The sequence below is a fragment of the Salmonella sp. A29-2 genome, from assembly GCF_020150755.1.
Classification (GTDB): domain Bacteria; phylum Pseudomonadota; class Gammaproteobacteria; order Enterobacterales; family Enterobacteriaceae; genus Salmonella; species Salmonella enterica.
This window is the reverse complement of sequence record NZ_CP083731.1, coordinates 4,771,318-4,796,787: the sequence shown is the minus strand read 5'-3', so window position 1 is coordinate 4,796,787 and position 25,470 is coordinate 4,771,318. Positions and strand designations below refer to the sequence as shown.

General features: G+C 53.0%; 26 protein-coding genes. 19 read left to right on the top strand and 7 right to left on the bottom strand.

Features of this window, described 5'->3' with window-relative positions; translation table 11 throughout:
* The first annotated feature begins 68 nt into the window (after nt 1-68).
* Entirely contained in the window at nt 69-407 is a 339-nt protein-coding gene (maoP, locus tag K8W53_RS23295) for a macrodomain Ori organization protein MaoP (RefSeq protein WP_000840996.1), read from the top strand.
* Nucleotides 408-431: 24 nt separating this feature from the next.
* On the opposite strand, the gene K8W53_RS23290 is transcribed toward maoP, so the two are convergent.
* Nucleotides 432-1,952 (bottom strand): YifB family Mg chelatase-like AAA ATPase, encoded by a 1,521-nt coding sequence (locus K8W53_RS23290; RefSeq protein WP_023224553.1) that lies wholly within the window; start codon nt 1,950-1,952, stop codon nt 432-434.
* 350 nt (nt 1,953-2,302) lie between these two features.
* Between K8W53_RS23290 and ilvL the strand changes: the two genes are divergently transcribed.
* The 8 genes from ilvL to K8W53_RS23250 all read left to right on the top strand — a co-directional run bounded on the left by ilvL (nt 2,303) and on the right by K8W53_RS23250 (nt 9,758).
* Nucleotides 2,303-2,401, top strand: coding sequence for an ilv operon leader peptide (ilvL, locus tag K8W53_RS23285; RefSeq protein WP_001311244.1), 99 nt, complete (start codon nt 2,303-2,305; stop codon nt 2,399-2,401).
* Between the two features lie 86 nt (nt 2,402-2,487).
* Nucleotides 2,488-2,538 (top strand): peptide IlvX, encoded by a 51-nt coding sequence (ilvX, locus tag K8W53_RS23280; protein WP_192930503.1) that lies wholly within the window; start codon nt 2,488-2,490, stop codon nt 2,536-2,538.
* Nucleotides 2,539-2,540: 2 nt separating this feature from the next.
* Nucleotides 2,541-4,187 (top strand): acetolactate synthase 2 catalytic subunit, encoded by a 1,647-nt coding sequence (gene ilvG, locus K8W53_RS23275; protein WP_001012567.1) that lies wholly within the window; start codon nt 2,541-2,543, stop codon nt 4,185-4,187.
* Nucleotides 4,184-4,447: an acetolactate synthase 2 small subunit gene (ilvM, locus tag K8W53_RS23270; RefSeq protein WP_000983260.1), complete on the top strand. Its 264-nt coding sequence runs from the start codon at nt 4,184-4,186 to the stop codon at nt 4,445-4,447. Before ilvG ends, ilvM begins: the two co-directional genes overlap by 4 nt.
* 17 nt (nt 4,448-4,464) lie before the next feature.
* A complete protein-coding gene (ilvE, locus tag K8W53_RS23265; protein ID WP_000208532.1) occupies nt 4,465-5,394 on the top strand; it encodes a branched-chain-amino-acid transaminase in 930 nt (309 codons plus the stop codon).
* Nucleotides 5,395-5,553: 159 nt separating this feature from the next.
* Complete coding sequence (ilvD, locus tag K8W53_RS23260) at nt 5,554-7,404, top strand: dihydroxy-acid dehydratase (protein WP_023195008.1); 1,851 nt, start codon at nt 5,554-5,556, stop codon at nt 7,402-7,404.
* 2 nt (nt 7,405-7,406) lie between these two features.
* Entirely contained in the window at nt 7,407-8,951 is a 1,545-nt protein-coding gene (gene ilvA / locus K8W53_RS23255) for a threonine ammonia-lyase, biosynthetic (RefSeq protein WP_023137104.1), read from the top strand.
* Between the two features lie 105 nt (nt 8,952-9,056).
* The gene (locus K8W53_RS23250) at nt 9,057-9,758 is read left to right on the top strand and encodes a DUF2461 domain-containing protein (protein ID WP_024147969.1); all 702 of its coding nucleotides are present in this window, start codon (nt 9,057-9,059) and stop codon (nt 9,756-9,758) included.
* 10 nt (nt 9,759-9,768) lie between these two features.
* On the opposite strand, the gene K8W53_RS23245 is transcribed toward K8W53_RS23250, so the two are convergent.
* Genes K8W53_RS23245 through ilvY form a run of 3 tightly spaced genes read right to left on the bottom strand, consistent with a single transcriptional unit; the run spans nt 9,769 to nt 11,446 of the window.
* Nucleotides 9,769-10,143: a hypothetical protein gene (locus K8W53_RS23245; protein WP_000937045.1), complete on the bottom strand. Its 375-nt coding sequence runs from the start codon at nt 10,141-10,143 to the stop codon at nt 9,769-9,771.
* A 13-nt stretch (nt 10,144-10,156) separates the two neighbouring features.
* Nucleotides 10,157-10,546, bottom strand: coding sequence for a hypothetical protein (locus tag K8W53_RS23240; protein ID WP_001259309.1), 390 nt, complete (start codon nt 10,544-10,546; stop codon nt 10,157-10,159).
* Nucleotides 10,547-10,558: 12 nt separating this feature from the next.
* Nucleotides 10,559-11,446 (bottom strand): HTH-type transcriptional activator IlvY, encoded by an 888-nt coding sequence (gene ilvY / locus K8W53_RS23235; RefSeq protein ID WP_001530887.1) that lies wholly within the window; start codon nt 11,444-11,446, stop codon nt 10,559-10,561.
* A 163-nt stretch (nt 11,447-11,609) separates the two neighbouring features.
* Between ilvY and ilvC the strand changes: the two genes are divergently transcribed.
* A complete protein-coding gene (gene ilvC / locus K8W53_RS23230) occupies nt 11,610-13,085 on the top strand; it encodes a ketol-acid reductoisomerase (protein WP_000024943.1) in 1,476 nt (491 codons plus the stop codon).
* A gap of 93 nt (nt 13,086-13,178) precedes the next feature.
* On the opposite strand, the gene ppiC is transcribed toward ilvC, so the two are convergent.
* A complete protein-coding gene (ppiC, locus tag K8W53_RS23225) occupies nt 13,179-13,460 on the bottom strand; it encodes a peptidylprolyl isomerase PpiC (RefSeq protein WP_001096806.1) in 282 nt (93 codons plus the stop codon).
* Between the two features lie 193 nt (nt 13,461-13,653).
* Here ppiC and K8W53_RS23220 point away from each other — a divergent pair, with 193 nt between their 5' ends.
* From K8W53_RS23220 to rep, 4 genes are all read left to right on the top strand, one after another.
* On the top strand, nt 13,654-14,355 hold the full coding sequence (locus tag K8W53_RS23220) for a Crp/Fnr family transcriptional regulator (protein ID WP_001024340.1): 702 nt from the start codon (nt 13,654-13,656) through the stop codon (nt 14,353-14,355).
* Between the two features lie 28 nt (nt 14,356-14,383).
* Nucleotides 14,384-15,127: a nucleoside phosphorylase gene (locus K8W53_RS23215; protein WP_001182428.1), complete on the top strand. Its 744-nt coding sequence runs from the start codon at nt 14,384-14,386 to the stop codon at nt 15,125-15,127.
* Nucleotides 15,127-15,855: a nicotinamide riboside transporter PnuC gene (pnuC, locus tag K8W53_RS23210; RefSeq protein ID WP_020838007.1), complete on the top strand. Its 729-nt coding sequence runs from the start codon at nt 15,127-15,129 to the stop codon at nt 15,853-15,855. Before K8W53_RS23215 ends, pnuC begins: the two co-directional genes overlap by 1 nt.
* A gap of 99 nt (nt 15,856-15,954) precedes the next feature.
* Entirely contained in the window at nt 15,955-17,979 is a 2,025-nt protein-coding gene (gene rep, locus K8W53_RS23205; protein ID WP_001238842.1) for a DNA helicase Rep, read from the top strand.
* 39 nt (nt 17,980-18,018) lie between these two features.
* Here the strand turns inward: rep and gppA are convergent, their stop codons facing one another.
* A complete protein-coding gene (gppA, locus tag K8W53_RS23200) occupies nt 18,019-19,500 on the bottom strand; it encodes a guanosine-5'-triphosphate,3'-diphosphate diphosphatase (protein ID WP_001089447.1) in 1,482 nt (493 codons plus the stop codon).
* A gap of 118 nt (nt 19,501-19,618) precedes the next feature.
* A complete protein-coding gene (rhlB, locus tag K8W53_RS23195) occupies nt 19,619-20,884 on the bottom strand; it encodes an ATP-dependent RNA helicase RhlB (protein ID WP_023224557.1) in 1,266 nt (421 codons plus the stop codon).
* Nucleotides 20,885-21,027: 143 nt separating this feature from the next.
* Between rhlB and trxA the strand changes: the two genes are divergently transcribed.
* From trxA to wzzE, 5 genes are all read left to right on the top strand, one after another.
* Nucleotides 21,028-21,357 (top strand): thioredoxin TrxA, encoded by a 330-nt coding sequence (trxA, locus tag K8W53_RS23190; protein ID WP_001280776.1) that lies wholly within the window; start codon nt 21,028-21,030, stop codon nt 21,355-21,357.
* A 247-nt stretch (nt 21,358-21,604) separates the two neighbouring features.
* Nucleotides 21,605-21,688, top strand: a complete 84-nt coding sequence (locus K8W53_RS23185) for a rho operon leader peptide (RefSeq protein WP_134820045.1) — start codon at nt 21,605-21,607, stop codon at nt 21,686-21,688.
* Between the two features lie 87 nt (nt 21,689-21,775).
* Nucleotides 21,776-23,035, top strand: a complete 1,260-nt coding sequence (gene rho, locus K8W53_RS23180; protein WP_001054532.1) for a transcription termination factor Rho — start codon at nt 21,776-21,778, stop codon at nt 23,033-23,035.
* Between the two features lie 229 nt (nt 23,036-23,264).
* Entirely contained in the window at nt 23,265-24,368 is a 1,104-nt protein-coding gene (gene wecA, locus K8W53_RS23175) for a UDP-N-acetylglucosamine--undecaprenyl-phosphate N-acetylglucosaminephosphotransferase (RefSeq protein WP_000771937.1), read from the top strand.
* Nucleotides 24,369-24,379: 11 nt separating this feature from the next.
* Complete coding sequence (gene wzzE / locus K8W53_RS23170) at nt 24,380-25,426, top strand: ECA polysaccharide chain length modulation protein (RefSeq protein WP_000193417.1); 1,047 nt, start codon at nt 24,380-24,382, stop codon at nt 25,424-25,426.
* Nucleotides 25,427-25,470 lie beyond the last annotated feature (44 nt).

Here is a 25,470-nt window from a genome sequence, read left to right as displayed (position 1 = left end):
CACTCTGTCAAGCGTAACTAATACTCCGCGCCATAAATAGCTCAGACAAAGAATTAGGAGCGTGCAGGATGGCGGAAAGCTTTACGACGACTAATCGATATTTTGACAATAAACATTATCCACGTGGATTCTCTCGTCACGGTGATTTCACGATTAAAGAGGCACAACTGCTTGAGCGTCATGGTCATGCCTTTAATGATCTGGATCTTGGCAAGCGTGAGCCTGTGACTGAAGAAGAGAAGCTGTTTGTAGCGGTATGTCGCGGTGAACGCGAGCCGGTAACGGATGCAGAACGCGTCTGGTCCAAGTATATGACGCGTATCAAGCGTCCAAAACGCTTCCACACCTTGTCTGGCGGCAAGCCGCAAGTTGAAGGCGCAGAAGACTACACCGAAGCTGATGATTAATAAAAAGGGCGTAATGCCCTTTTTTTACGCCAGCAGCTTTTGCAAATGAATTAACAACCTGTCTATCGCCCGATAGCTTACCGCCTCCTGCAAATGCTGACGCGAGATCTGGTCAGCCAGTTCTATGTCGGCAATGGTTCTGGCCACTTTTAGTAAACGCTGCCAGGCGCGAATGGATAATCCAAGATGCACCAGCGTGTCTTCAAGCCAGCGGGCGTCATCGTGATGCAAAACACAATATTTTTGGATTTCGCGACCCTCCAGACGCGCGTTTAACTTCTTCTGGCGTCGGTACTGCCGTTCATGGGCGGCGATGACCCGCTTTTTTACCGTAGCGCTGCTCTCACCCTTTGAGGCATGTTGGCTAAGAATCCCGGGCGGTGGAAGCGGTATCTCAAGCGAAAGGTCAAAACGATCAAGAAACGGGCCTGACAACCGATTAAGGTAACGTAGTGTCTGTTCTGGCGTGCAGCGATTATGGTTTCCCTGATAATGTCCGGTCGGGCTGGGATTCATTGCGGCGATTAACTGGAACCTGGCAGGGTACGTTATTTTCGCTCTGGTACGGGATAAATGAATTTGACCGGATTCTATAGGTTCACGTAGCGCATCCAGTGTGCGTCGTTCAAATTCAGGCAATTCATCAAGGAACAAAATTCCGTTGTGCGCCAGCGATATCTCTCCCGGGGTGGGTATTGCGCCGCCGCCGACCATAGCAGTAAGTGAGGCGCTATGATGAGGTGAGCGAAAGGGGCGTTGCTGCCATCGTTTTTGTACCGTATCGGCATTAACCAGACTGAGGATCGCGGCGCTTTCCAACGCCTCTTCATTGCTTAATGGTGGAAGAATCCCGCTCAGTCGACTGGCCAGCATGGTTTTACCCGTACCCGGCGGGCCGATCAATAGCAGATTATGGCCACCTGCCGCTGTAATCTCCAGGCCGCGTTTACCCTGCTCCTGACCGATCACATCGCGAAGATCGGCAGTTGCGGTAGGCGATGCCATATCCTGAGCTAAAGGTCTTTCCAGGGCGTGTTTCCCTTCCAGAAAGGCGCAGACGGTTTGTAGATGATCGGCGATAAAACATCCTTCTTTGCTGATAAGCCCAACCTCCGCCGCGTTCTCTGTTGCGACGATAATATTTCTGCCGGCCCTGATGGCTTCCGTTGCACTTGATATTGCGCCAGGAACGCCGCGTAATGCGCCTGTAAGCGCTAACTCACCCACCAGCTCATATGCCTCAAGATTCGACGCTGTAAGCTGCTCAGACGCGGCCAGAAGCGCAACAGCAATAGGCAGGTCATACCTTCCACCCTCTTTCGGTAGATCGGCTGGAGCAAGGTTAATGGTTATTTTTTTAGCCGGAAATTCATATCCGCTATTAATAATCGCACTACGTACCCGGTCACGCGCCTCTTTTACCGTGGTTTCCGGTAGGCCAACCATGGTTAATCCCGGTAATCCATTACTGATATGCACCTCTATAGTGATAGGCGGCGCATTGACGCCAAGTGCGGCGCGGGTATGAACAATCGCCAGTGACATAATCCCTCCTGTTACGTGGATTATGCGGAATAGAAGAGAAAATCGAATTACTGACTTTTTGTTTTTAGCGGCTGATTCCTGAATTTTGGCGTCATTTTCAGGTAAGAAGCATCAAACTGGAAGAACGCTCGCAGAAGCGAAAAGAAGGAAAACAGGGTGTAGAGTGCGCCAAAAGGGGGAGGAAAACGTGAAAATTTTTCAGTTGCTAATTTTTCTTATAAAAAACAAAGCACTTTTAGGCATTCACCTGCATTATCTGAAACGTGGTTAAAAAAATATCTTGTGCTATTGGCAAAACCTATGGTAACTCTTTAGGTATTCCTTCGAACAAGATGCAAGAATAGACAAAAATGACAGCCCTTCTACGAGTGATTAGCCTGGTCGTGATTAGCGTGGTGGTGATTATTATCCCACCGTGCGGGGCTGCACTTGGACGAGGAAAGGCTTAGAAATCAAGCCTTAACGAACTAAGACCCCCGCACCGAAAGGTCCGGGGGTTTTTTTTGGCCTGAAAAACTTAAGCGAGGAGCAGAGCGTGAATAACAGCATAAAATTCTGTTTCTCAAGATTTACGACGGGGATGTAACTATGAACGGGGCACAGTGGGTGGTACATGCTTTGCGAGCGCAGGGGGTGAAAACCGTATTTGGTTATCCTGGCGGCGCAATTATGCCAGTTTACGACGCGTTGTATGACGGTGGTGTGGAGCATTTGTTGTGCCGACACGAGCAGGGGGCCGCAATGGCGGCAATCGGTTATGCCCGTTCTACCGGCAAAACCGGTGTTTGTATCGCCACTTCCGGCCCTGGCGCCACTAACCTGATCACTGGCCTGGCGGATGCGTTGTTAGATTCGGTCCCCGTCGTCGCGATCACGGGTCAGGTTTCCGCCCCGTTCATCGGCACTGATGCGTTCCAGGAGGTGGATGTGTTAGGCCTGTCGCTGGCCTGTACCAAACACAGCTTCCTGGTGCAGTCGCTGGCAGAGCTGCCTCGTATCATGGCAGAGGCTTTTGAAGTCGCCAACGCTGGCCGTCCTGGCCCGGTTCTGGTGGATATCCCGAAAGATATCCAGTTGGCCAGCGGTGAGCTGGAACCCTGGTTTACTACCGTTGATAACGAAGCGACCTTCCCGCAGGCTGATGTTGAACAGGCGCGCCAGATGCTGGAACAGGCGAAAAAACCCATGCTGTACGTCGGCGGTGGTGTTGGTATGGCGCAGGCAGTTCCGGCGCTGCGTAAATTTATCGCGGTAACGCAAATGCCAGTTACCTGCACGCTGAAAGGGCTGGGGACTGTTGAAGCTGATTATCCGTACTATCTGGGCATGCTGGGAATGCACGGTACTAAAGCGGCTAATTTCGCGGTGCAAGAGTGTGATTTACTGATCGCCGTTGGTGCACGTTTTGATGACCGGGTGACCGGTAAGCTGAATACGTTTGCGCCGAACGCCAGCGTAATCCATATGGATATCGACCCGGCGGAAATGAACAAACTGCGTCAGGCACACGTCGCGTTGCAGGGCGATTTAAATTCGCTGTTGCCGGCATTACAGCAACCGCTGAAGATCGACGCATGGCGTCAGTCCTGTGCAGAGCTGCGCGCAGAACACGCCTGGCGCTATGACCATCCTGGCGAGACTATCTATGCGCCGTTGTTGTTGAAGCAATTGTCGGAACGCAAACCCGCAGACAGCGTGGTGACGACGGATGTGGGGCAGCATCAGATGTGGTCAGCCCAGCATATGACTTACACCCGCCCGGAGAACTTCATCACTTCCAGCGGTCTGGGGACGATGGGATTCGGCTTACCGGCGGCCGTTGGCGCACAGGTAGCGCGACCGAATGATACCGTTATCTGTATCTCCGGTGACGGCTCCTTCATGATGAATGTTCAGGAGTTGGGCACCGTAAAACGCAAGCAGTTACCGTTGAAGATAGTCTTACTCGACAACCAGCGGTTAGGGATGGTTCGACAATGGCAGCAACTGTTTTTCCAGGAGCGATATAGCGAAACCACCCTGACCGATAACCCCGATTTCCTCATGCTGGCCAGCGCCTTCGGCATTCCAGGCCAGCACATTACTCGTAAAGACCAGGTTGAAGCGGCACTTGACACGATGTTGGCAAGCGAAGGGCCGTACCTGCTTCACGTCTCAATCGACGAACTTGAAAATGTCTGGCCGTTGGTGCCGCCTGGCGCCAGTAACTCTGAAATGCTGGAGAAATTATCATGATGCAACATCAGGTCAATGTATCGGCACGCTTTAATCCAGAAACCTTAGAACGTGTTTTACGCGTGGTGCGCCATCGTGGTTTTCAGGTGTGCTCCATGAATATGGAAGCCGCGACCGATGCGCAGAATATAAATATTGAATTGACCGTTGCCAGTCCCCGGTCGGTCGACTTACTGTTTAGTCAGTTAAGTAAACTGGTAGATGTTGCGCATGTCGCGATCTGCCAGAGCGCTGCCACATCACAACAAATCCGCGCCTGAGCGCAAAAGGAAGAAAAATGACGACGAAAAAAGCTGATTATATTTGGTTCAATGGCGAGATGGTGCGCTGGGAAGACGCGAAGGTTCACGTAATGTCTCACGCGCTGCACTACGGTACGTCGGTATTTGAAGGGATTCGGTGCTACGACTCTCACAAAGGCCCGGTAGTGTTTCGTCATCGTGAACATATGCAGCGCCTGCGCGACTCAGCAAAAATTTATCGTTTTCCGGTTTCCCAGAGTATTGATGAGCTGATGGAAGCCTGCCGCGAAGTGATCCGCAAAAACAACCTGACCAGCGCCTATATCCGTCCGTTGGTATTTGTCGGCGATGTCGGTATGGGCGTTAACCCGCCCCCGGGATACACCACTGACGTCATCATCGCCGCGTTCCCGTGGGGGGCATACCTGGGCGCCGAAGCGCTGGATCAGGGGATCGATGCGATGGTTTCTTCCTGGAATCGCGCTGCGCCGAACACCATTCCGACCGCCGCGAAAGCGGGCGGGAACTATCTTTCCTCACTGCTGGTGGGTAGCGAAGCGCGCCGCCACGGCTATCAGGAAGGCATCGCCCTGGATGTAAACGGCTATATCTCCGAAGGCGCAGGCGAAAACCTGTTTGAGGTAAAAGATGGCGTGCTGTTTACTCCGCCGTTTACCTCTTCCGCGCTGCCAGGCATTACTCGCGACGCGATCATCAAACTGGCGAAAGAGCTGGGTATTGAAGTGCGTGAGCAGGTGCTGTCCCGTGAATCGCTGTATCTGGCCGACGAAGTGTTTATGTCCGGAACCGCGGCAGAAATTACTCCGGTACGCAGCGTTGATGGTATCCAGGTAGGTGAAGGCCGTTGCGGCCCTGTGACCAAGCGTATTCAACAAGCCTTCTTTGGTCTCTTCACTGGAGAAACCGAGGATAAATGGGGCTGGTTGGATCCGGTAAATTCATAATAAATAAAATTAATATTTTCCCAAAATAATTTGCGTCACAGGAAGGCGGCAACGCAGCGAATCCCCAGGGCTTACTGTAGTAAGTGACTGGGGTGAGTGAGGCAGCCAACGCACCTGTGGCGTGAAGTATGAAGGGAAAAGATGGGGAGTAAATAAAGCATGCCTAAGTACCGTTCCGCCACCACCACTCATGGTCGTAATATGGCGGGTGCCCGCGCGCTGTGGCGCGCCACCGGAATGACCGACAGTGATTTTGGCAAACCGATTATCGCCGTGGTGAACTCATTCACTCAGTTTGTGCCGGGTCACGTTCATCTGCGCGATCTCGGTAAGCTGGTCGCCGAACAGATTGAAGCTTCCGGCGGTGTGGCGAAAGAGTTCAACACTATTGCCGTGGATGACGGGATCGCCATGGGGCACGGGGGTATGCTCTATTCACTGCCGTCGCGCGAGCTGATCGCCGACTCCGTGGAGTACATGGTGAACGCTCACTGCGCTGACGCGATGGTGTGTATCTCCAACTGCGACAAAATCACCCCAGGGATGCTCATGGCCTCGCTGCGCCTGAATATTCCGGTGATCTTTGTCTCCGGCGGACCGATGGAAGCCGGGAAAACCAAGCTTTCAGACAAAATTATCAAGCTGGATCTGGTTGATGCCATGATTCAGGGCGCGGACCCGAAAGTCTCTGACGATCAAAGTAACCAGGTTGAACGCTCCGCCTGTCCAACCTGCGGCTCCTGCTCCGGCATGTTTACCGCTAATTCCATGAATTGCCTGACCGAAGCGCTGGGCCTGTCGCAGCCGGGCAACGGTTCGCTACTGGCGACCCACGCTGACCGGAAGCAGTTGTTCCTCAATGCCGGTAAGCGGATTGTTGAACTGACTAAACGCTATTACGAGCAGGATGACGAAAGCGCACTGCCACGAAACATTGCCAACAAGGCGGCGTTTGAGAATGCGATGACGCTGGATATTGCGATGGGCGGTTCGACCAATACCGTTCTGCATCTACTGGCGGCGGCGCAGGAAGCGGAAATCGACTTCACCATGAGTGATATCGACAAGCTGTCCCGCAAGGTGCCGCAGCTGTGTAAAGTGGCGCCAAGTACCCAGAAATACCATATGGAAGACGTTCACCGTGCCGGCGGTGTGCTGGGTATTTTAGGCGAGCTGGATCGTGCCGGGCTGCTGAACCGCAACGTGAAAAACGTATTAGGCCTGACGCTGCCGCAAACGCTGGAACAGTACGACATCACGGTTACGCAGGACGAAGCGGTTAAAAAAATGTTCCGTGCTGGCCCTGCCGGTATCCGTACTACCCAGGCGTTCTCGCAGGATTGTCGCTGGGATTCGCTGGATGACGACCGCGCAGCGGGTTGCATCCGCTCGCTGGAATATGCCTATAGCAAAGACGGCGGTCTGGCGGTGCTGTATGGCAACTTCGCCGAAAACGGCTGCATCGTTAAAACCGCGGGCGTCGATGACAGCATCCTTAAATTCACCGGCCCGGCGAAAGTGTATGAAAGCCAGGACGACGCGGTAGAGGCGATTCTCGGCGGCAAAGTAGTGGAAGGCGATGTAGTCGTGATCCGCTACGAAGGGCCGAAAGGCGGGCCGGGCATGCAGGAAATGCTCTATCCGACCAGTTTCCTGAAGTCGATGGGGCTGGGCAAAGCCTGCGCGCTCATTACCGATGGGCGTTTTTCCGGCGGTACTTCGGGTCTTTCCATCGGCCACGTCTCGCCGGAAGCGGCCAGCGGCGGCACTATTGCGTTGATTGAAGATGGCGACACCATTGCGATTGATATCCCAAACCGCAGCATTCAGTTGCAGTTGAGCGAGGCTGAAATCGCCGCACGCCGCGAGGCGCAGGAAGCTCGCGGCGATAAAGCCTGGACGCCGAAAAATCGTCAGCGTCAGGTTTCGTTTGCCCTGCGTGCCTACGCCAGCCTGGCGACCAGCGCCGATAAAGGCGCGGTGCGCGATAAATCGAAACTGGGAGGTTGATGATGGCGGAATCTCAACCTCTGTCAGTCGCGCCGGAAGGGGCGGAGTATCTGCGCGCGGTGCTACGCGCGCCAGTATACGAGGCGGCGCAGGTGACGCCGCTGCAAAAAATGGAAAAGCTCTCGTCACGTCTGGATAACGTTATTCTCGTCAAACGCGAAGACCGGCAGCCGGTACATAGCTTTAAGCTGCGCGGCGCTTACGCGATGATGGCCGGATTGACCGAAGAACAAAAAGCCCACGGCGTGATTACCGCGTCGGCGGGGAACCATGCACAGGGCGTGGCGTTTTCCTCCGCGCGGCTTGGCGTGAAGTCTCTGATCGTCATGCCAAAAGCAACGGCGGATATTAAAGTCGATGCGGTACGCGGTTTTGGCGGCGAAGTGCTGTTGCACGGCGCTAATTTTGATGAAGCGAAAGCGAAAGCTATTGAGCTGGCGCAGCAGCAGGGTTTTACCTGGGTGCCGCCGTTTGATCACCCAATGGTGATCGCCGGGCAGGGCACGCTGGCGCTGGAACTGCTTCAGCAGGATTCGCATCTCGATCGTGTCTTTGTGCCGGTTGGCGGCGGCGGCCTGGCGGCGGGCGTAGCGGTACTGATCAAACAATTGATGCCGCAAATCAAAGTGATTGCCGTCGAAGCGGAGGATTCCGCCTGCCTGAAAGCGGCGTTGGAAGCCGGTCATCCAGTGGATCTCCCGCGCGTTGGGTTGTTTGCTGAAGGCGTGGCGGTAAAACGCATCGGCGACGAAACCTTCCGGCTGTGCCGGGAGTATCTTGACGACATCGTAACCGTCGATAGCGACGCGATCTGCGCGGCGATGAAAGACCTGTTTGAAGATGTGCGTGCGGTGGCGGAGCCGTCCGGCGCGCTGGCGCTGGCAGGGATGAAGAAATATATCGCCCAGCACAATATTCGCGGCGAACGCCTGGCGCACGTCCTTTCCGGCGCCAACGTCAACTTCCACGGCTTGCGCTATGTGTCTGAACGCTGCGAGCTGGGGGAACAGCGCGAAGCGTTACTGGCGGTGACCATTCCGGAAGAAAAGGGTAGCTTTCTCAAATTCTGCCAGTTGCTTGGCGGGCGTATGGTCACCGAATTTAACTACCGTTTTGCCGACGCGAAAAATGCCTGTATTTTTGTCGGCGTACGCGTCAGTCAGGGGCTGGAGGAGCGAAAAGAGATTATCACCCAACTGTGCGACGGCGGTTATAGCGTAGTGGATCTCTCCGACGATGAAATGGCGAAGCTGCATGTGCGCTATATGGTCGGCGGACGCCCCTCCAAGCCATTACAGGAGCGTTTGTATAGTTTCGAATTTCCGGAGTCGCCCGGCGCATTGCTCAAATTCCTGCATACGCTTGGCACGCACTGGAATATTTCGCTATTCCATTACCGCAGCCACGGTACCGATTATGGCCGCGTGCTGGCGGCGTTCGAGTTAGGCGATCATGAGCCGGATTTCGAAACCCGGCTGCATGAGCTGGGCTATGAATGCCATGATGAGAGCAATAACCCGGCGTTCCGGTTCTTTCTGGCGGGGTAGGAATAGTGATGACCGGAAGAAATGTCTCCTTCCGGTCATCTGCATAGACGGCGCGTCAGGGAGTGGGATAATAAACTGACGATCGCTATGAGTAAGGGCAAAAAGATGGCTGGACGCTTTCAGGGATTTGCACAAGAAGGGCTCAATTTTCTTCAGCAGGTTTGTATTGAGAACGACAAAGCCTGGTTCGATGAGCACCGCTTTATCTACGAAAGAAGCCTTCTGACTCCATTCCGCGCGCTGGTGGACGACCTTGCTCCAGCGATGCTGGAAATCGATCCACTGCTGGAAACCCGACCCGCCATCGGTAAAACCCTGTCGCGTATTCACCGCGATACCCGTTTCTCGCACGACAAATCGCTGTACCGCAGCCGGATGTGGCTGACCTTCAAACGTTCGGCGAAAAACTGGATCGATGCGCCAGCCTACTTTTTTGAAATCAGCCCCGATACCCTACGCTATGGGTTGGGTTACTACAGCGCCAGCAAATCTACGATGGATCTGTTTCGCCATACGTTGAGGAAGCGGCCTGATGCGTTTTTACAGGTTGCCGAATGCTGCAGCCCGCCATTTGAGCTGGTGGGGGAAAGCTATAAGCGGCTGCTGGCCAAAGATCTCGACCCGGCGATATCCGACTGGTATCAGCGTAAAACGTTTGCCGTGATGGTGACGGATAATGACGTAGAAAAACTCTTCCATACCGATCTGGTCACACGGCTGGCCGAGAGTTTCCAACAGTTGGAGCCGCTGTACCAGTGGCTGATGACGGTGGAAACCATGAAGCAGGTGAACCCGGCGGATTTATAAAAGATTGCCGTTATGTATTAACATTTTTCGGGATAAAGTGTATTTCCAGGAATCGCCCTTTACCTACCTGGTGAGGCCCTTCCATTATAACAAATAACTGATTTTCCCTGATCTGGAGATAATGCTCATCATTGAATGTGAAAGCCAGGCTAACAATGAAAGGGAAATCAAAAAGTTCAATTTCTCCTTCGACAAAGGTGATGCCCCAATATTCATCCGTGAGGGACGGTATGACAATGTCGGGTCGATACCCTTTTATCGGTAAGAGTTTTCGCTTCGTAGAATCAAATTCTACTTCTGCACGGACATAGTTGCCTGAATTTCCGCCCATAGCAGCATGGGGCTCCTTAAGGATACGCGCAGTCTTACTGTTTTTTGGGAGCATAAGCCGACTCTTGTTATTTCATCACTGTCTCTCGAACGTATTTATCTAATTTGTCCGATTCATAAAATGCCATACACCGCTCCAGCACGTTATTAGCGTCTTTAGCGCTATCGGGGTGGAGCGCCATCGTTAAGCGGTCAAAGCCTTCTGTTTCTTTGGCGACGAATTTAAGGAATGGTTTCCATTTCCCGGCATTATCTAACGCGTAGGTTTTAACTAAAAACGACATATCATGGCCTGGAGCATAAAAAGCATCCGGCGGAATGCGTTTATGATAGTTATCAACAAGGCACTGCTTTAACGCCAGATGCTTTACATCCTGTACGGTAATGCCCGTCGGTTTAGCCTGTACGCTGAAGCATATCGCTACCAGTGCAGATAACAGCATTATTTTTGTGCGCATTTTATTACCTTATCAACCCTGAACAATCTTCCAGAACGCATCAATTAGCGGCTCATGCAGCCGCTTTTTTTGCGCGCAGACGCCCAGTTCAAACGGCGTTTTTTCGTCGCTGCGCTCTAAAATCATCACCCGATTGCGCACCGGCTCCGGGCTGTTTTCCAGCACCACTTCCGGCAGCAGCGCCACGCCGCAGCCCAGCGCCACCATTGAGACCATCGCTTCGTGACCGCCGACGGTGGCGTAAATCTGCGGATTGCTGATTTTATGGCGGCGGAACCACAGCTCAATGCGGCGGCGTACCGGCCCCTGATCGGCCATGATAAACGGCACCGTCGACCAGTCGGGCTTATCAACCGAAACCTGATTACGCACCGGGCAGGGCAGCGCCGGGGCGATCAGCACCACCGCCAGATTTTCCAGCATCGAAAACGCCACCGCGCCGGGTAGCGTTTCCGGCTTACCAGCAATCGCCAGATCGGCCTCGCCGGTGACCACTTTGTCCATGGCATCGGCGGCGTCGCCGGTGGTGAGCTTAATTTCCACCGAGGGATGTTCGGCGCGAAAACGGTCGAGGATCGGCGGCAGATGACTGTATGCCGCGGTCACCGAGCAGAAAATATGCAGTTCGCCGGAAAGGGACGGCCCCTGCTGATCGAGGGTATGGCGCAACTGCTGATATTGCAAAAGTGTCTGTTGGGCAAACACTCGCAGCTCTTCACCCGCTTCGGTCAGCGTGACCGTACGGTTATCGCGCACAAACAGCGGCTGGCCGAGATCTTCTTCCAGCCGCTGAATCTGCCGGGAGAGCGTGGAGGGGCTGACGTGCATCGCCCGCGCGCTGCGGCCAAAGTGGCGGCTTTCCGCCAGATGCAGGAAGGTTTTTAGATCGCGTAAATCCACAGACAGACCTCCGGTTTTTGACGTTGCATAAACCGCAACATAACGTTGTGAATATATCAATTTCCGCAATAAATTTCCTGTTGTAATGTGGGTTCATTCGCACAGATAGCAATCTGTAAACCGAACAATAAGCGCGACACACAACATCACGGAGTACACCATCATGGCTAACTACTTTAATACACTGAACCTGCGCCAGCAGCTGGCACAGCTGGGTAAATGCCGCTTTATGGGCCGCGACGAATTCGCCGACGGCGCGAGCTACCTTCAGGGTAAAAAAGTGGTCATCGTCGGCTGTGGCGCTCAGGGGCTGAACCAGGGCCTGAACATGCGTGATTCCGGTCTGGATATCTCCTACGCCCTGCGTAAAGAAGCGATTGCTGAGAAGCGTGCTTCCTGGCGTAAAGCGACCGAAAACGGCTTCAAAGTGGGTACCTACGAAGAGCTGATCCCGCAGGCCGACCTGGTGGTTAACCTGACGCCAGACAAACAGCACTCCGACGTGGTGCGTTCCGTACAGCCGCTGATGAAAGACGGCGCGGCGCTGGGCTACTCCCACGGCTTCAATATCGTGGAGGTGGGCGAGCAGATCCGTAAAGACATCACCGTGGTGATGGTAGCGCCGAAGTGTCCGGGCACCGAAGTGCGCGAAGAGTACAAACGTGGTTTCGGCGTACCGACCCTGATCGCGGTACACCCGGAAAACGACCCGAAAGGCGAAGGTATGGCGATTGCGAAAGCCTGGGCGGCGGCGACCGGCGGTCACCGTGCGGGCGTACTGGAGTCTTCTTTCGTGGCGGAAGTGAAATCCGACCTGATGGGCGAGCAGACCATCCTGTGCGGTATGCTGCAGGCCGGTTCTCTGCTGTGTTTCGACAAGCTGGTGGCAGAAGGCACCGACCCGGCATACGCCGAAAAACTGATTCAGTTCGGCTGGGAAACCATCACCGAAGCGCTGAAGCAGGGCGGCATCACCCTGATGATGGACCGTCTGTCTAACCCGGCAAAACTGCGTGCTTACGCGCTGTCCGAACAGCTGAAAGAGATCATGGCGCCGTTGTTCCAGAAACACATGGATGACATCATCTCCGGCGAATTCTCGTCCGGCATGATGGCTGACTGGGCTAACGACGATAAGAAACTGCTGACCTGGCGTGAAGAGACCGGTAAAACCGCGTTCGAAACCGCGCCGCAGTTTGAAGGTAAAATCGGCGAGCAGGAGTACTTCGATAAAGGCGTGCTGATGATTGCGATGGTGAAAGCGGGCGTTGAGCTGGCGTTCGAAACCATGGTCGATTCCGGCATCATCGAAGAATCCGCTTACTACGAATCACTGCACGAGCTGCCGCTGATCGCGAACACCATCGCCCGTAAGCGTCTGTACGAAATGAACGTGGTTATCTCCGATACCGCAGAATACGGTAACTATCTGTTCTCTTACGCTTGCGTACCGCTGCTGAAACCGTTTATGGCGGAATTGCAACCGGGCGATCTGGGTAGTGCTATCCCGGAAGGCGCAGTAGACAACGCACAGCTTCGCGACGTGAACGACGCGATTCGTAGTCATGCGATTGAGCAGGTAGGTAAGAAACTGCGCGGCTATATGACGGATATGAAACGCATTGCGGTAGCGGGTTAATGTAGGCAGTGTCGGGTGGCGCTAGCGCTTACCCGACCTACAAAATCAAGCAGACGATGTAGGCCGGGTAAGGCGTAGCCGCCACCCGGCTTTTTATTTGCGATACAATACCTTAATGATGTGATAACCGAACTGGGTGTGCAATGGGCCGGTTGGCTCCAGTACCGGGCAGGAAAAGACTACTTTATCGAATGCCGGAACCATCTGGCCCTGACGAAATTCGCCTAAATGACCGCCTTTTTTACCGGATGGGCAGATAGAATGCTTCTTCGCCAGCTTCTCAAAATCGCCGCCGTTTTTAATTTGCTCCAGAAGATCCAATGCCAGTTTCTCTTCTTTTACAAGAATATGCAGTGCTGCTGCCATTTTTGCCATTATTGTGTTCTCACGTCGCAAAGATTGGCCGTCACTTTATCACTCCTTAGGCCGTCAGACATATACTCTTCGCCATTACAGGACAGATGTCCCGCCTGATTTAATGAACCGGGAGATAAGCGGCATTTTTAGCGGGCGTATTTCGGATGTGCGGGACGGCGGTCCTGTCCTTTCTGACAAGGGGCGAGATACCATGAACATAATGAAAAACGCAGAATTTCCAGACGACTGGCTTTTAGGGCTACGCCAGGTCGTACGCGACCCAGTGCTCTATGAATTACTCAAATACTGCCCGTTGGAAATCATGCAGTGCTGGCGATTTGACGACATTTCCCGTGGCGCGCTTATCTGCCGCCAGGGGGAAATATGCCAGCAATTTTCACTCATCGTGGCCGGTGAAGTGGATGTTTTTTACGAAGCTGAAGATGGACGCCGTTACCGGCAGGCGCGTTATGGCAAAGGAGATATGCTGGGCGAGCTAGAGATATTTGAGTCGCGGCATTACATCTGTTCTGTCGTAGCCGTCGGCAATGTACAGCTACTCAGCCTGCCGCAAGCGCATTTTTGCCGCTGGCTGACGCTGGATAACCACTTTAACCAGCGAATGCTGCGGTTTTTCAGCCAACAGTATTACCAGTTGTCGAAAAAGGCCAGTAGCGACAATTTGTACTCGCTGCATCAGCGCGTATGCCAGGCATTATGGCTGCGTTATCAACAATATGAATCAACCACTATTTTGCTTGATAAGCAGAATCTTGGTCAGGAATTTGCGGCGACGACGCGCAGCATCAACCGGATACTGCACGATCTGAAATCGCTGAACATTATCGATACCGACGGTGAGCGGATCATTTTACTGGCTCCTGAAAAACTCAAACAGGAGGCGGAAATCTGAACCTCTCAGAACAATAAGGAGACGGGAGATGCAACCCCATATTCGGCTTAACACAAGCATGACCCGCGCGAAATATGCGCTTTTGCCCGGCGACCCCGGGCGGGTGGATAGAATCGCCCGTTTTCTTGATAAGGCTGAGATTCTGGGGCAAAACCGGGAGTTTCGCGCGGCGCGCGGTTGGTACCAGGGGGTTGAAATAGTCGTGCTTTCCACGGGAATCGGCGGACCGTCAACCGCTATCGCCATTGAGGAGTTACGCCAGGTTGGCGTCAACACGCTAATCCGTATCGGTAGTTGCGGCGCGTTGCAGGACTCGCTGGCGTTGGGCGATGTGATCATCGCCCACGGCGCGGTGGCTGACGACGGTGCCAGCAAAACCTATGCGCCCGCCAGTTATCCGGCCTGTGCGGACCCGTATCTTACCGCCACGCTGATACAGCAGGCGAAACAGATGAACATCTCTGCCGTTTGCGGGCTGGTACGCAGCCATGACAGTTTTTATACCGATCGCGAAGCTGAACTGGATGCCGAATGGTCGGCCAGGGGAGTTCTCGGCGCGGATATGGAAACCGCCGCGCTGATGGTGGTGGGGGCGTTACGTGGGCTGCGTACCGCGTCGTTGCTAAACGTGGTCGTCGCGCATAGTGGTTGTCTGGAGAGCAGCATTAACCATTATGTTCAGCAGGAAACCTTGTGCCAGCAAGGTGAAGAGCGCCAAATTTCTCTGGCGCTTCAGGCCATTTATTTCGATAGTTTGCAAGGAGAGCAATGATGGACTTTTTCAGCATTAACAATGTAATGGTCAACATTCCTCTCGGCGAGGGTGGGTATGCGCTGTCGTGGATTGAGGCTATCGGCACCGTCTTTGGCTTATTGTGCATCTGGTGCGCCAGCCGGGAAAAAATCGTTAATTACCTGTTTGGTTTGATTAACGTCACTCTGTTTGCCGCCATCTTTTTTCAGATTCAACTGTATGCCAGCTTGCTACTTCAGGTGTTTTTCTTTGCGGCGAATATTTACGGCTGGTACGCATGGAGCCGGCAGAATGACGCCCGGGAAGCCGCTCTGAAAGTACGCTGGCTTTCTCGTCAACAAACATGGAGGTTGGGGGGCGTATGTATTATCGCCATTCTGCTGATGACGTGGTTTATCGATCCGGTCTTCGCTATGTTGACCCGCGTTATGCTCGCTCTGCTGCAAACGGTAGGTATGCAGGTGGCGATGCCTGAACTCCAGCCGGATGCGTTCCCGTTCTGGGATTCCACCATGCTGGTGTTGTCGATTGCGGCGATGGTGCTGATGACCCGCAAGTACGTGGAAAACTGGCTGCTGTGGGTGATTATTGATGTAATTAGCGTCGTGATCTATGCAGTACAGGGCGTTTATGCGATGTCGCTTGAGTATGTTCTGCTGACGGCGATCGCGCTAATGGGTTCTTACAGTTGGATCAAGAGCGCACAGCGTAATGGCTATACGCCGCTTGCCGCCAGAGCCTGCTGATTGACCTTTTCCAGGCTGCCTGAAAAAGCAGCCTGGTCTTCTCTGGGCCTCGCTTTCTGCTACAATCCCTCCCCCGTTCGAAGATTGAGCACTATTCCCATGCGTTTAAATCCCGGCCAACAACACGCTGTCGAATTCGTCACCGGACCCTGCCTGGTGCTGGCAGGAGCGGGTTCTGGTAAAACTCGCGTAATTACCAATAAAATCGCCCACCTGATCCGCGGATGCGGCTATCAGGCCCGGCATATTGCGGCGGTGACGTTTACCAACAAGGCAGCGCGTGAGATGAAAGAACGCGTCGGGCAGACGCTCGGCCGTAAGGAAGCGCGCGGTTTGATGATCTCCACCTTTCATACGCTAGGGCTGGATATTATTAAGCGCGAGTACGCTGCGCTGGGGATGAAATCGAACTTTTCATTGTTTGACGATACCGACCAGGTCGCCTTGCTCAAAGAGCTGACCGAAGGCCTGATCGAAGACGACAAGGTTCTGTTGCAACAGCTGATCTCCACGATCTCCAACTGGAAAAACGATCTCAAAACGCCTGCACAGGCAGCGGCGGGGGCGAAAGGCGAACGCGATCGTATTTTTGCCCACTGCTACGGGCTTTACGACGCCCATATGAAGGCATGTAACGTTCTCGATTTTGATGATTTGATTTTGCTGCCGACGCTGCTGCTGCAACGCAATGACGAGGTGCGCGAGCGCTGGCAGAATAAAATTCGTTATCTGTTGGTGGATGAATATCAGGATACTAACACCAGCCAGTATGAGTTGGTTAAGCTGCTGGTCGGGCAACGCGCGCGCTTTACGGTCGTGGGCGATGACGACCAGTCTATCTACTCCTGGCGCGGGGCGCGTCCGCAAAACCTGGTGTTACTGAGCCAGGACTTTCCGGCGCTGCAGGTGATTAAACTGGAGCAAAACTATCGTTCTTCGGGCCGCATCCTGAAAGCGGCGAATATTCTCATCGCCAACAATCCGCACGTCTTTGAAAAGCGCCTCTTTTCCGAGCTCGGTTACGGCGCGGAACTCAAAGTGTTAAGCGCAAACAATGAAGAGCATGAAGCTGAGCGCGTTACCGGCGAACTGATTGCCCATCACTTTGTGAACAAGACCCAGTACAAGGATTACGCCATTCTGTATCGCGGGAATCATCAGTCGCGGGTATTTGAAAAATTCCTCATGCAGAACCGCATTCCGTACAAAATTTCCGGCGGCACCTCATTCTTCTCCCGTCCGGAGATTAAAGACCTGCTGGCCTACCTGCGGGTGTTGACCAACCCGGATGATGACAGCGCTTTCCTGCGCATCGTGAATACGCCAAAACGCGAAATCGGTCCGGCCACGCTGCAAAAGCTGGGCGAATGGGCAATGACGCGTAATAAGAGCCTGTTTACCGCCAGCTTTGATATGGGACTTAGCCAGAAGCTGACCGGACGTGGTTACGATTCATTGACGCGTTTTACCCACTGGCTGGGGGAAATCCAGCGTCTGGCCGAACGCGAGCCTGTCGCCGCCGTGCGCGATCTCATCCACGGTATTGACTATGAATCCTGGTTGTACGAAACCTCGCCGAGCCCCAAAGCGGCGGAAATGCGTATGAAAAACGTTAACCAGCTCTTTAGCTGGATGACTGAGATGCTGGAAGGCAACGAACTTGATGAGCCGATGACGCTGACCCAGGTGGTTACACGCTTTACGCTGCGCGATATGATGGAGCGCGGCGAGAGCGAAGAAGAGCTGGATCAGGTACAGTTGATGACGCTTCATGCGTCGAAAGGACTGGAATTCCCGTATGTCTATATGGTGGGAATGGAAGAAGGATTTTTGCCGCATCAAAGCAGCATTGACGAAGATAATATTGAGGAAGAGCGTCGGCTGGCCTATGTCGGGATCACTCGCGCGCAGAAAGAGCTCACCTTTACATTATGTAAAGAGCGCCGTCAGTATGGGGAACTGGTGCGCCCGGAACCCAGCCGCTTCCTGTTAGAACTCCCGCAGGATGATTTAATCTGGGAGCAGGAGCGCAAAGTGGTAAGCGCTGAGGAGCGAATGCAAAAAGGGCAAAGTCACCTGGCTAATCTGAAAGCCATGATGGCGGCAAAGCGAGCGAAATCGTAGGCCGGATAAGCGAAGCGTCATCCGGCAATCAGACTACAGTTAGCGAACGTCCAGCGGCCAGTGTACATAGCTTTGCCACTGGCTTTCCTGATCAATCAACTCTTTACCCAGCGGGTGATGTGCCAGCCAGTCGCCAGGCAAGGTTAACGTCAGATTTTCATTTAGCGCCTGTAGCGTAATTTCTGGTACCAGATCGTCACGACGGCGACCGGCAAAGAGAATCGCCAGGCGCAGCAAACGGCATAGCTGTTCCGCAACACGGGGCGGTACCGCGTTTTGCTGATGAAGCGAAGAGAGATCGACCGGATTGGTCTGATTCAGTAAGAGGGTGGCGAGCAACTTTTTCTGCGCGGGCGTATAGCCAGGCAGATCCAAATGGCGTACTAAATAGGCAGCATGATAGGGCGCCTGTTTAAAATCAACGCTCAGACCGATCTCATGCAATTGGCAAGCGCTAAGCAACAGTTCACGACTGATAGGCTCAATATGCCAGGCATTTTCTACCTGTTTGAGGAAGTTATCTGCCAGCTTCGCCACGCGATTTGCCTGATCGGTATCGACGATAAACCGACGCTGAATGTTTCGCAGCGTGCGGCTGCGGATATCCTGATCTACCGCCAGATGCAACATCCCATACACCAGCCCTTCGCGTAACGCGCCGCCTGCCAGCGTCATGCTCTGGATGTTCAGCTCGGTAAATATCGCGATCAGAATAGCCAGCCCGCTTGGGAAAACCAGCGCGCGCTCCAGCGTCAGGCCCTCGATTTCCAGCTCTTCCAGACGCCCGCACTGTATCGCGCGTTGTTTTAGCTGCTGCAGTTTGGCGAGCGTAATGCGCTCGTCCATCCCCTGCGCCATCATAATTTCCTGCAATGCCTGTACGGTGCCGGAGGCACCCACGCAGACCTTCCAGCCATGAAAACGCAGTTCATCGGCGACCGGACGCAACACATCGCGCGCGGCTTTCTCCGCGTCATCAAAATTTTCTTGCGCCAGATTACGATCGCTAAAATAGCGTTCAAGCCACGTTACGCAGCCCATCGACAGGCTAAACAGCGACGTGGTTTGCGCGCCAGTGCCGGTAACCAGTTCAGTGCTGGCGCCGCCGATATCCACCACCAGTCGCTGATCTGCGCCGCCGGTGGTATGAGCGACCCCCTGATAAATCAGCCGCGCCTCTTCTTCGCCGCTGATAACCTGCACCGGACAACCAAGGATAGTCTGCGCTTTCGCGATAAATTCACCTGCATTGACGGCGAGACGCAATGTTGCGGTGGCAACCACGCGGATTTGTGGCTGCGGGATATCCTGCAAACGTTCAGCAAACAGACGCAGGCATTGCCAGCCGCGTTCCATTGCTTCGGCTGAAAGGTGGTTGTCGTTGTTCAGACCCGCGGCCAGACGCACCTTGCGTTTTATTCGGGTCAGCGTCTGGATGCTTCCCGCCGCCTCGCGCACGACCAGCATATGAAAACTATTGGAACCGAGATCAATGGCGGCATACAACGAGGTGGAATTCATACACTTCATCCTTCAACCTGTATCCGTGTTGGCTGCGTACTCTTCCTAAGCTCATCGGGATTTGTTTTCTTGCCGCCTTGATACAGGCTAAATGATTTTGTGTATGACATAACTTTTCTTAACCTGAACGACGACGATTACGCGGAGCGCCAGCGCGGCGCGGACCATTGCCAGGACGCGAACGCGTCAGACGCAACGGCTTGGGCAGATCGTTCATGAGCGCTTCCGGATTGTATTTGCTGACCGGAATCGAGTGGCCGATATAGCTCTCAATGGCGGGCAGATTCAGCGCATACTCTTCGCAAGCCAGGCTGATGGAATGTCCGCTGGCGCCAGCGCGACCGGTACGACCGATACGGTGAACATAGTCTTCACAATCGTCTGGCAGATCGTAGTTAAAGACGTGCGTTACGGCGGGGATATGCAACCCGCGCGCCGCGACATCGGTCGCCACAAGAATATCCAGATCGCCGCGGGTGAACTCATCCAGAATCCGCAGGCGCTTTTTCTGCGCGACGTCGCCGGTCAGCAGACCAACACGATGGCCATCTGCCGCCAGATGTCCCCAGATATCTTCGCAACGATGCTTGGTGTTGGCGAAAATAATGGCGCGATCCGGCCACTCTTCTTCGATCAGCGTTTGCAGTAAACGCATTTTCTCTTCATTAGAGGGGTAGAAAAGCTCTTCTTTAATGCGGTGGCCGGTCTTTTGCTCCGGTTCCACTTCAACATATTCGGCGTTGTTCATCTGTTCAAACGCCAGCTCGCGAACCCGATAAGACAGGGTGGCGGAGAACAACATGTTCAGACGCTGCGCAGCCGGCGGCATACGACGGAACAGCCAGCGGATATCTTTAATAAAGCCCAAATCGTACATGCGATCGGCTTCATCGAGTACGACGACCTGAATGGCGCCGAGGTTAATGTGGTTTTGTTTGGCGTAGTCGATCAGTCGGCCCGTTGTACCAATAAGAATATCAACGCCGCTTTCCAGCACTTTAAGCTGCTTGTCGTAACCATCGCCGCCGTAAGCCAGGCCTAATTTTAAGCCTGTCGCTTGCGCCAGCGGCTCCGCGTCTGCGTGAATTTGTACGGCTAATTCACGCGTCGGCGCCATGATCAGCGCACGCGGCTGGTTCACCTTGCGATCGTCGATCGCGGAATGAGAAAGTAAATAATGAAACGTTGACGTCAGAAACGCCATCGTTTTCCCGGTACCGGTTTGCGCCTGCCCTGCAACGTCACGACCCGCCAGCGTTAGCGGAAGGGCCAGTGCCTGAATGGGCGTACAATTATAAAACCCTTTTTTTTCAAGGGCTTCAACCACCTGTGGGTGCAGGGCGAAGTCGGAAAACTTCTGTTCTGTTAAATGTGTTTTGCTCATAGTGTGGTAGAATATCAGCTTACTATTGCTTTACGAAAGCGTATCCGGTGAAATAAAGTCAACCTTTGTTGGCGAAGTTAACATCAGCACCTCGTTGGTTAATGCTACACCAACACGCCAGGCTTATTCCTGTGGAGTTATATATGAGCGATAAAATTATTCACCTGACTGACGACAGTTTTGACACGGATGTACTCAAAGCGGACGGGGCTATCCTCGTTGATTTCTGGGCAGAGTGGTGCGGGCCGTGTAAAATGATCGCTCCGATTCTGGATGAAATCGCTGACGAATATCAGGGCAAATTGACCGTTGCCAAACTGAACATTGACCAGAACCCAGGTACTGCGCCTAAATATGGCATCCGCGGTATTCCGACTCTGCTGCTGTTTAAAAACGGCGAAGTGGCGGCAACCAAAGTAGGCGCACTGTCTAAAGGTCAGTTGAAAGAGTTTCTCGACGCCAATCTGGCGTAATACCTTTTATACGTCGAATGACAAAGGCGCTGTATAGTCAGGCGTCTGTCATTCGACGAATGATTAAGGTATCAGGCAGTTTCGTGGCGTCTGTTGTCCTTACGTTATTCTTAAATTGTCAGGATCTCTGGACGCCCGGTCTGAGTCGTGCTAAGTTAGTATTGACTTCGAATTAAACATACCTTATTAAGTTTGAATCTGGTTTTATCCGTCACTTCCCGTTTTTTCTCGCACGAGAAGTGGAAAGATTCCTGGCTCTTCGCTCATTCCGTCTTGTCGTTTCAGTTCTGCGTACTTTCCTGTGACCAGACAGCGAACAGACATGAGTTGATAGCCGTAAACAGGCATGGATGACCCTGCCATACCATTCACAACATTAAGTTCGAGATTTACCCCAAGTTTAAGAACTCACACCATTATGAATCTTACCGAATTAAAGAATACGCCGGTTTCTGAGCTGATCACTCTCGGCGAAAGTATGGGGCTGGAAAATCTGGCCCGTATGCGCAAGCAGGACATTATTTTTGCCATCCTGAAGCAGCACGCAAAGAGTGGCGAAGATATCTTTGGCGACGGTGTGCTGGAGATATTGCAGGATGGATTTGGTTTCCTCCGTTCTGCAGACAGCTCCTACCTCGCCGGTCCTGATGATATCTACGTTTCCCCCAGCCAAATCCGCCGTTTCAACCTCCGCACTGGTGATACCATTTCTGGTAAGATTCGCCCGCCGAAAGAAGGTGAACGCTATTTTGCGCTGTTGAAAGTTAACGAAGTTAACTACGACAAACCGGAAAACGCCCGTAACAAAATCCTCTTTGAGAACTTAACCCCGCTGCACGCAAATTCTCGTCTGCGTATGGAGCGTGGTAACGGTTCTACCGAAGATTTAACGGCGCGCGTTCTGGATCTGGCTTCGCCGATCGGTCGCGGCCAGCGCGGTCTGATTGTCGCGCCGCCGAAGGCGGGTAAAACCATGCTGCTGCAGAACATCGCGCAGAGCATCGCGTATAACCACCCAGACTGCGTGCTGATGGTGCTGCTGATTGACGAACGTCCGGAAGAAGTAACCGAGATGCAGCGTTTGGTGAAAGGCGAAGTGGTTGCCTCTACCTTTGACGAACCGGCATCCCGCCACGTTCAGGTTGCCGAAATGGTTATCGAGAAGGCGAAACGTCTGGTTGAACACAAGAAAGACGTTATCATCCTGCTCGACTCCATCACCCGTCTGGCGCGTGCCTACAACACCGTGGTGCCGGCTTCCGGTAAAGTATTGACCGGTGGTGTGGACGCTAACGCCCTGCATCGTCCGAAGCGTTTCTTCGGCGCGGCGCGTAACGTGGAAGAGGGCGGTAGCCTGACTATCATCGCGACGGCGCTGATCGATACCGGTTCCAAGATGGACGAAGTTATCTACGAAGAGTTTAAAGGCACCGGTAACATGGAGCTGCATCTCTCGCGTAAGATTGCTGAAAAACGTGTCTTCCCGGCTATCGACTACAACCGTTCCGGTACCCGTAAAGAAGAGCTGCTCACCACTCAGGAAGAGCTGCAGAAAATGTGGATCCTGCGTAAAATCATCCATCCGATGGGTGAAATTGACGCGATGGAATTCCTCATTAACAAACTGGCGATGACCAAAACTAATGACGACTTTTTCGAGATGATGAAGCGCTCATAACCTGGTCTTTACCTGAAAACGCCACGTTTTTACGTGGCGTTTTTGTTTTGCGATTCATCTTAGCGTCATGTCATATAAACTGGTCATCGGGATATGCGCTACAGAGTAACACCATGCACAATACACATTGTTTGCGGTAAAAAGTGTAATGTTCTAACAGGTCTCTTCTAGGAGCTGGCGTAACGCATTATACTTTAAGGAAATGATATATGCTGAGAGCACATACACTGTGAAGTTACTCACCGCTTTATCTGAGCTAATCAGTATTTTTTTATTCACGACCATTTTTATTTTTCTTGCGCGAAAAGTAGCCATAAAAATTGGTTTAGTGGATAAACCAAACTTTCGTAAACGACATCAGGGTGTTATCCCATTAGTCGGCGGGATTTCTGTGTTTGCAGGAATCTGCTTTATGTTTGGCCTCTCGGATTACTACATACCGCACTTATCGCTATATCTTATTTGCGCTGGTGTATTGGTTTTTGTTGGTGCGATGGATGACCGTTTTGATATCAGTGTAAAAATCCGTGCTGTGGTTCAGGCTGTTATTGCGGTTGTAATGATGGTTATCGCAAAACTTCACTTAGGTAGCCTTGGTTACATCTTTGGGCCTTGGGAGTTAGTGCTTGGCCCCTTTGGCTATTTCCTTACGCTGTTTGCGGTATGGGCGGCGATCAACGCTTTCAATATGGTTGACGGTATTGACGGCCTGCTAGGTGGGTTATCCAGCGTCTCATTTGCGGCGATGGGGCTGATTTTATGGTTTGATGGTCAGACTAGTCTGGCAATGTGGTGCTTTGCCATGATCGCCGCGATTCTGCCTTACATTATGCTTAATCTCGGTATTTTGGGGCGGCGTTATAAAGTCTTTATGGGCGATGCCGGTAGTACACTGATTGGCTTTACCGTCATCTGGCTCTTACTGGAAACGACGCAGGGGAAAACTCACTCTATCAGCCCGGTTACCGCGCTATGGATTATCGCTATTCCATTGATGGATATGGTGGCGATTATGTATCGCCGTCTGCGTAAAGGGATGAGCCCCTTTTCCCCTGATCGCCAACATATTCATCATTTGGTTATGCGAGCAGGGTTTACTTCCCGCCAGGCATTTGTTCTTATTACGCTCGCAGCGGCGATTCTGGCGGGAGTAGGCGTAACGGCAGAATACTCTCATTTTGTTCCTGAATGGGTTATGTTGGTGCTCTTTTTGCTAGCATTCTTCCTCTATGGCTACTGCATTAAGCGGGCCTGGAAGGTGGCGAGATTTATTAAGCGTGTGAAGCGTCGCCTGCGCAGGCAACGTGAGAACCGGCCAAACTTAACCAAGTAAATGAGGATACGATGACACAACCATTACCGGGGGCACGCGCGGTGAGCGCTGAAAATGAACTGGATATTCGCGGGTTGTTTCGTACTTTATGGGCTGGCAAATTCTGGATTATCGGCATTGGCCTGCTATTTGCCCTTATCGCGTTAGCCTATACCTTTTTTGCTCGTCAGGAGTGGAGTGCGACGGCGATCACCGATCGCCCAACCGTAAATATGTTGGGCGGTTATTACTCCCAGCAGCAGTTTCTGCGCAACCTGGATATTAAGACCGATCCCTCTTCTTCCGATAAGCCCTCGGTGATGGATGAAGCGTATAAAGAGTTCATCATGCAACTTGCCTCCTGGGATACGCGTCGCGATTTCTGGTTACAGACGGACTATTACAAGCAGCGAATGGTCGGGAATAGCAAAGCTGATGCGGCGATGCTTGATGAACTGATCAATAACATACAGTTTACGCCCGGCGATTTTACACGCGCCATCAACGACAATGTGAAGCTGATTGCTGAAACTGCGCCGGACGCCAATAATCTGCTGCGTCAGTATGTCGCATTTGCCAGCCAGCGGGCGGCGAGCCATCTGAATGATGAATTAAAAGGTGCCTGGGCTGCGCGTACCGTGCAGATGAAAGCCCAGGTCAAACGGCAGGAAGAGGTTGCGAAAGCGATCTATTCGCGTCGTGTAAACAGTATTGAGCAGGCGCTCAAAATTGCGGAACAACATAATATTTCTCGTAGCGCGACGGATGTCCCGGCAGATGAATTACCGGACTCAGAGCTTTTTTTACTCGGTCGCCCTATGTTGCAGGCGCGTCTTGAAAATCTGCAAGCGGTTGGCCCTGCGTTCGATTTGGACTACTTTCAAAATCGGGCAATGTTGAATACGCTTAATGTGGGGCCGACCCTGGACCCTCGTTTTCAGACCTATCGTTATTTGCGTACGCCGGAAGAACCGGTAAAACGTGATAGCCCACGCCGAGCCTTCCTGATGATTATGTGGGGTATCGTTGGGGCGCTAATCGGTGCGGGCGTTGCCTTAACCCGTCGCCGCACGATTTAGCAACACCTCTGCAGTAGGGGGCTGGGCCCCTACTGTCTATTCGA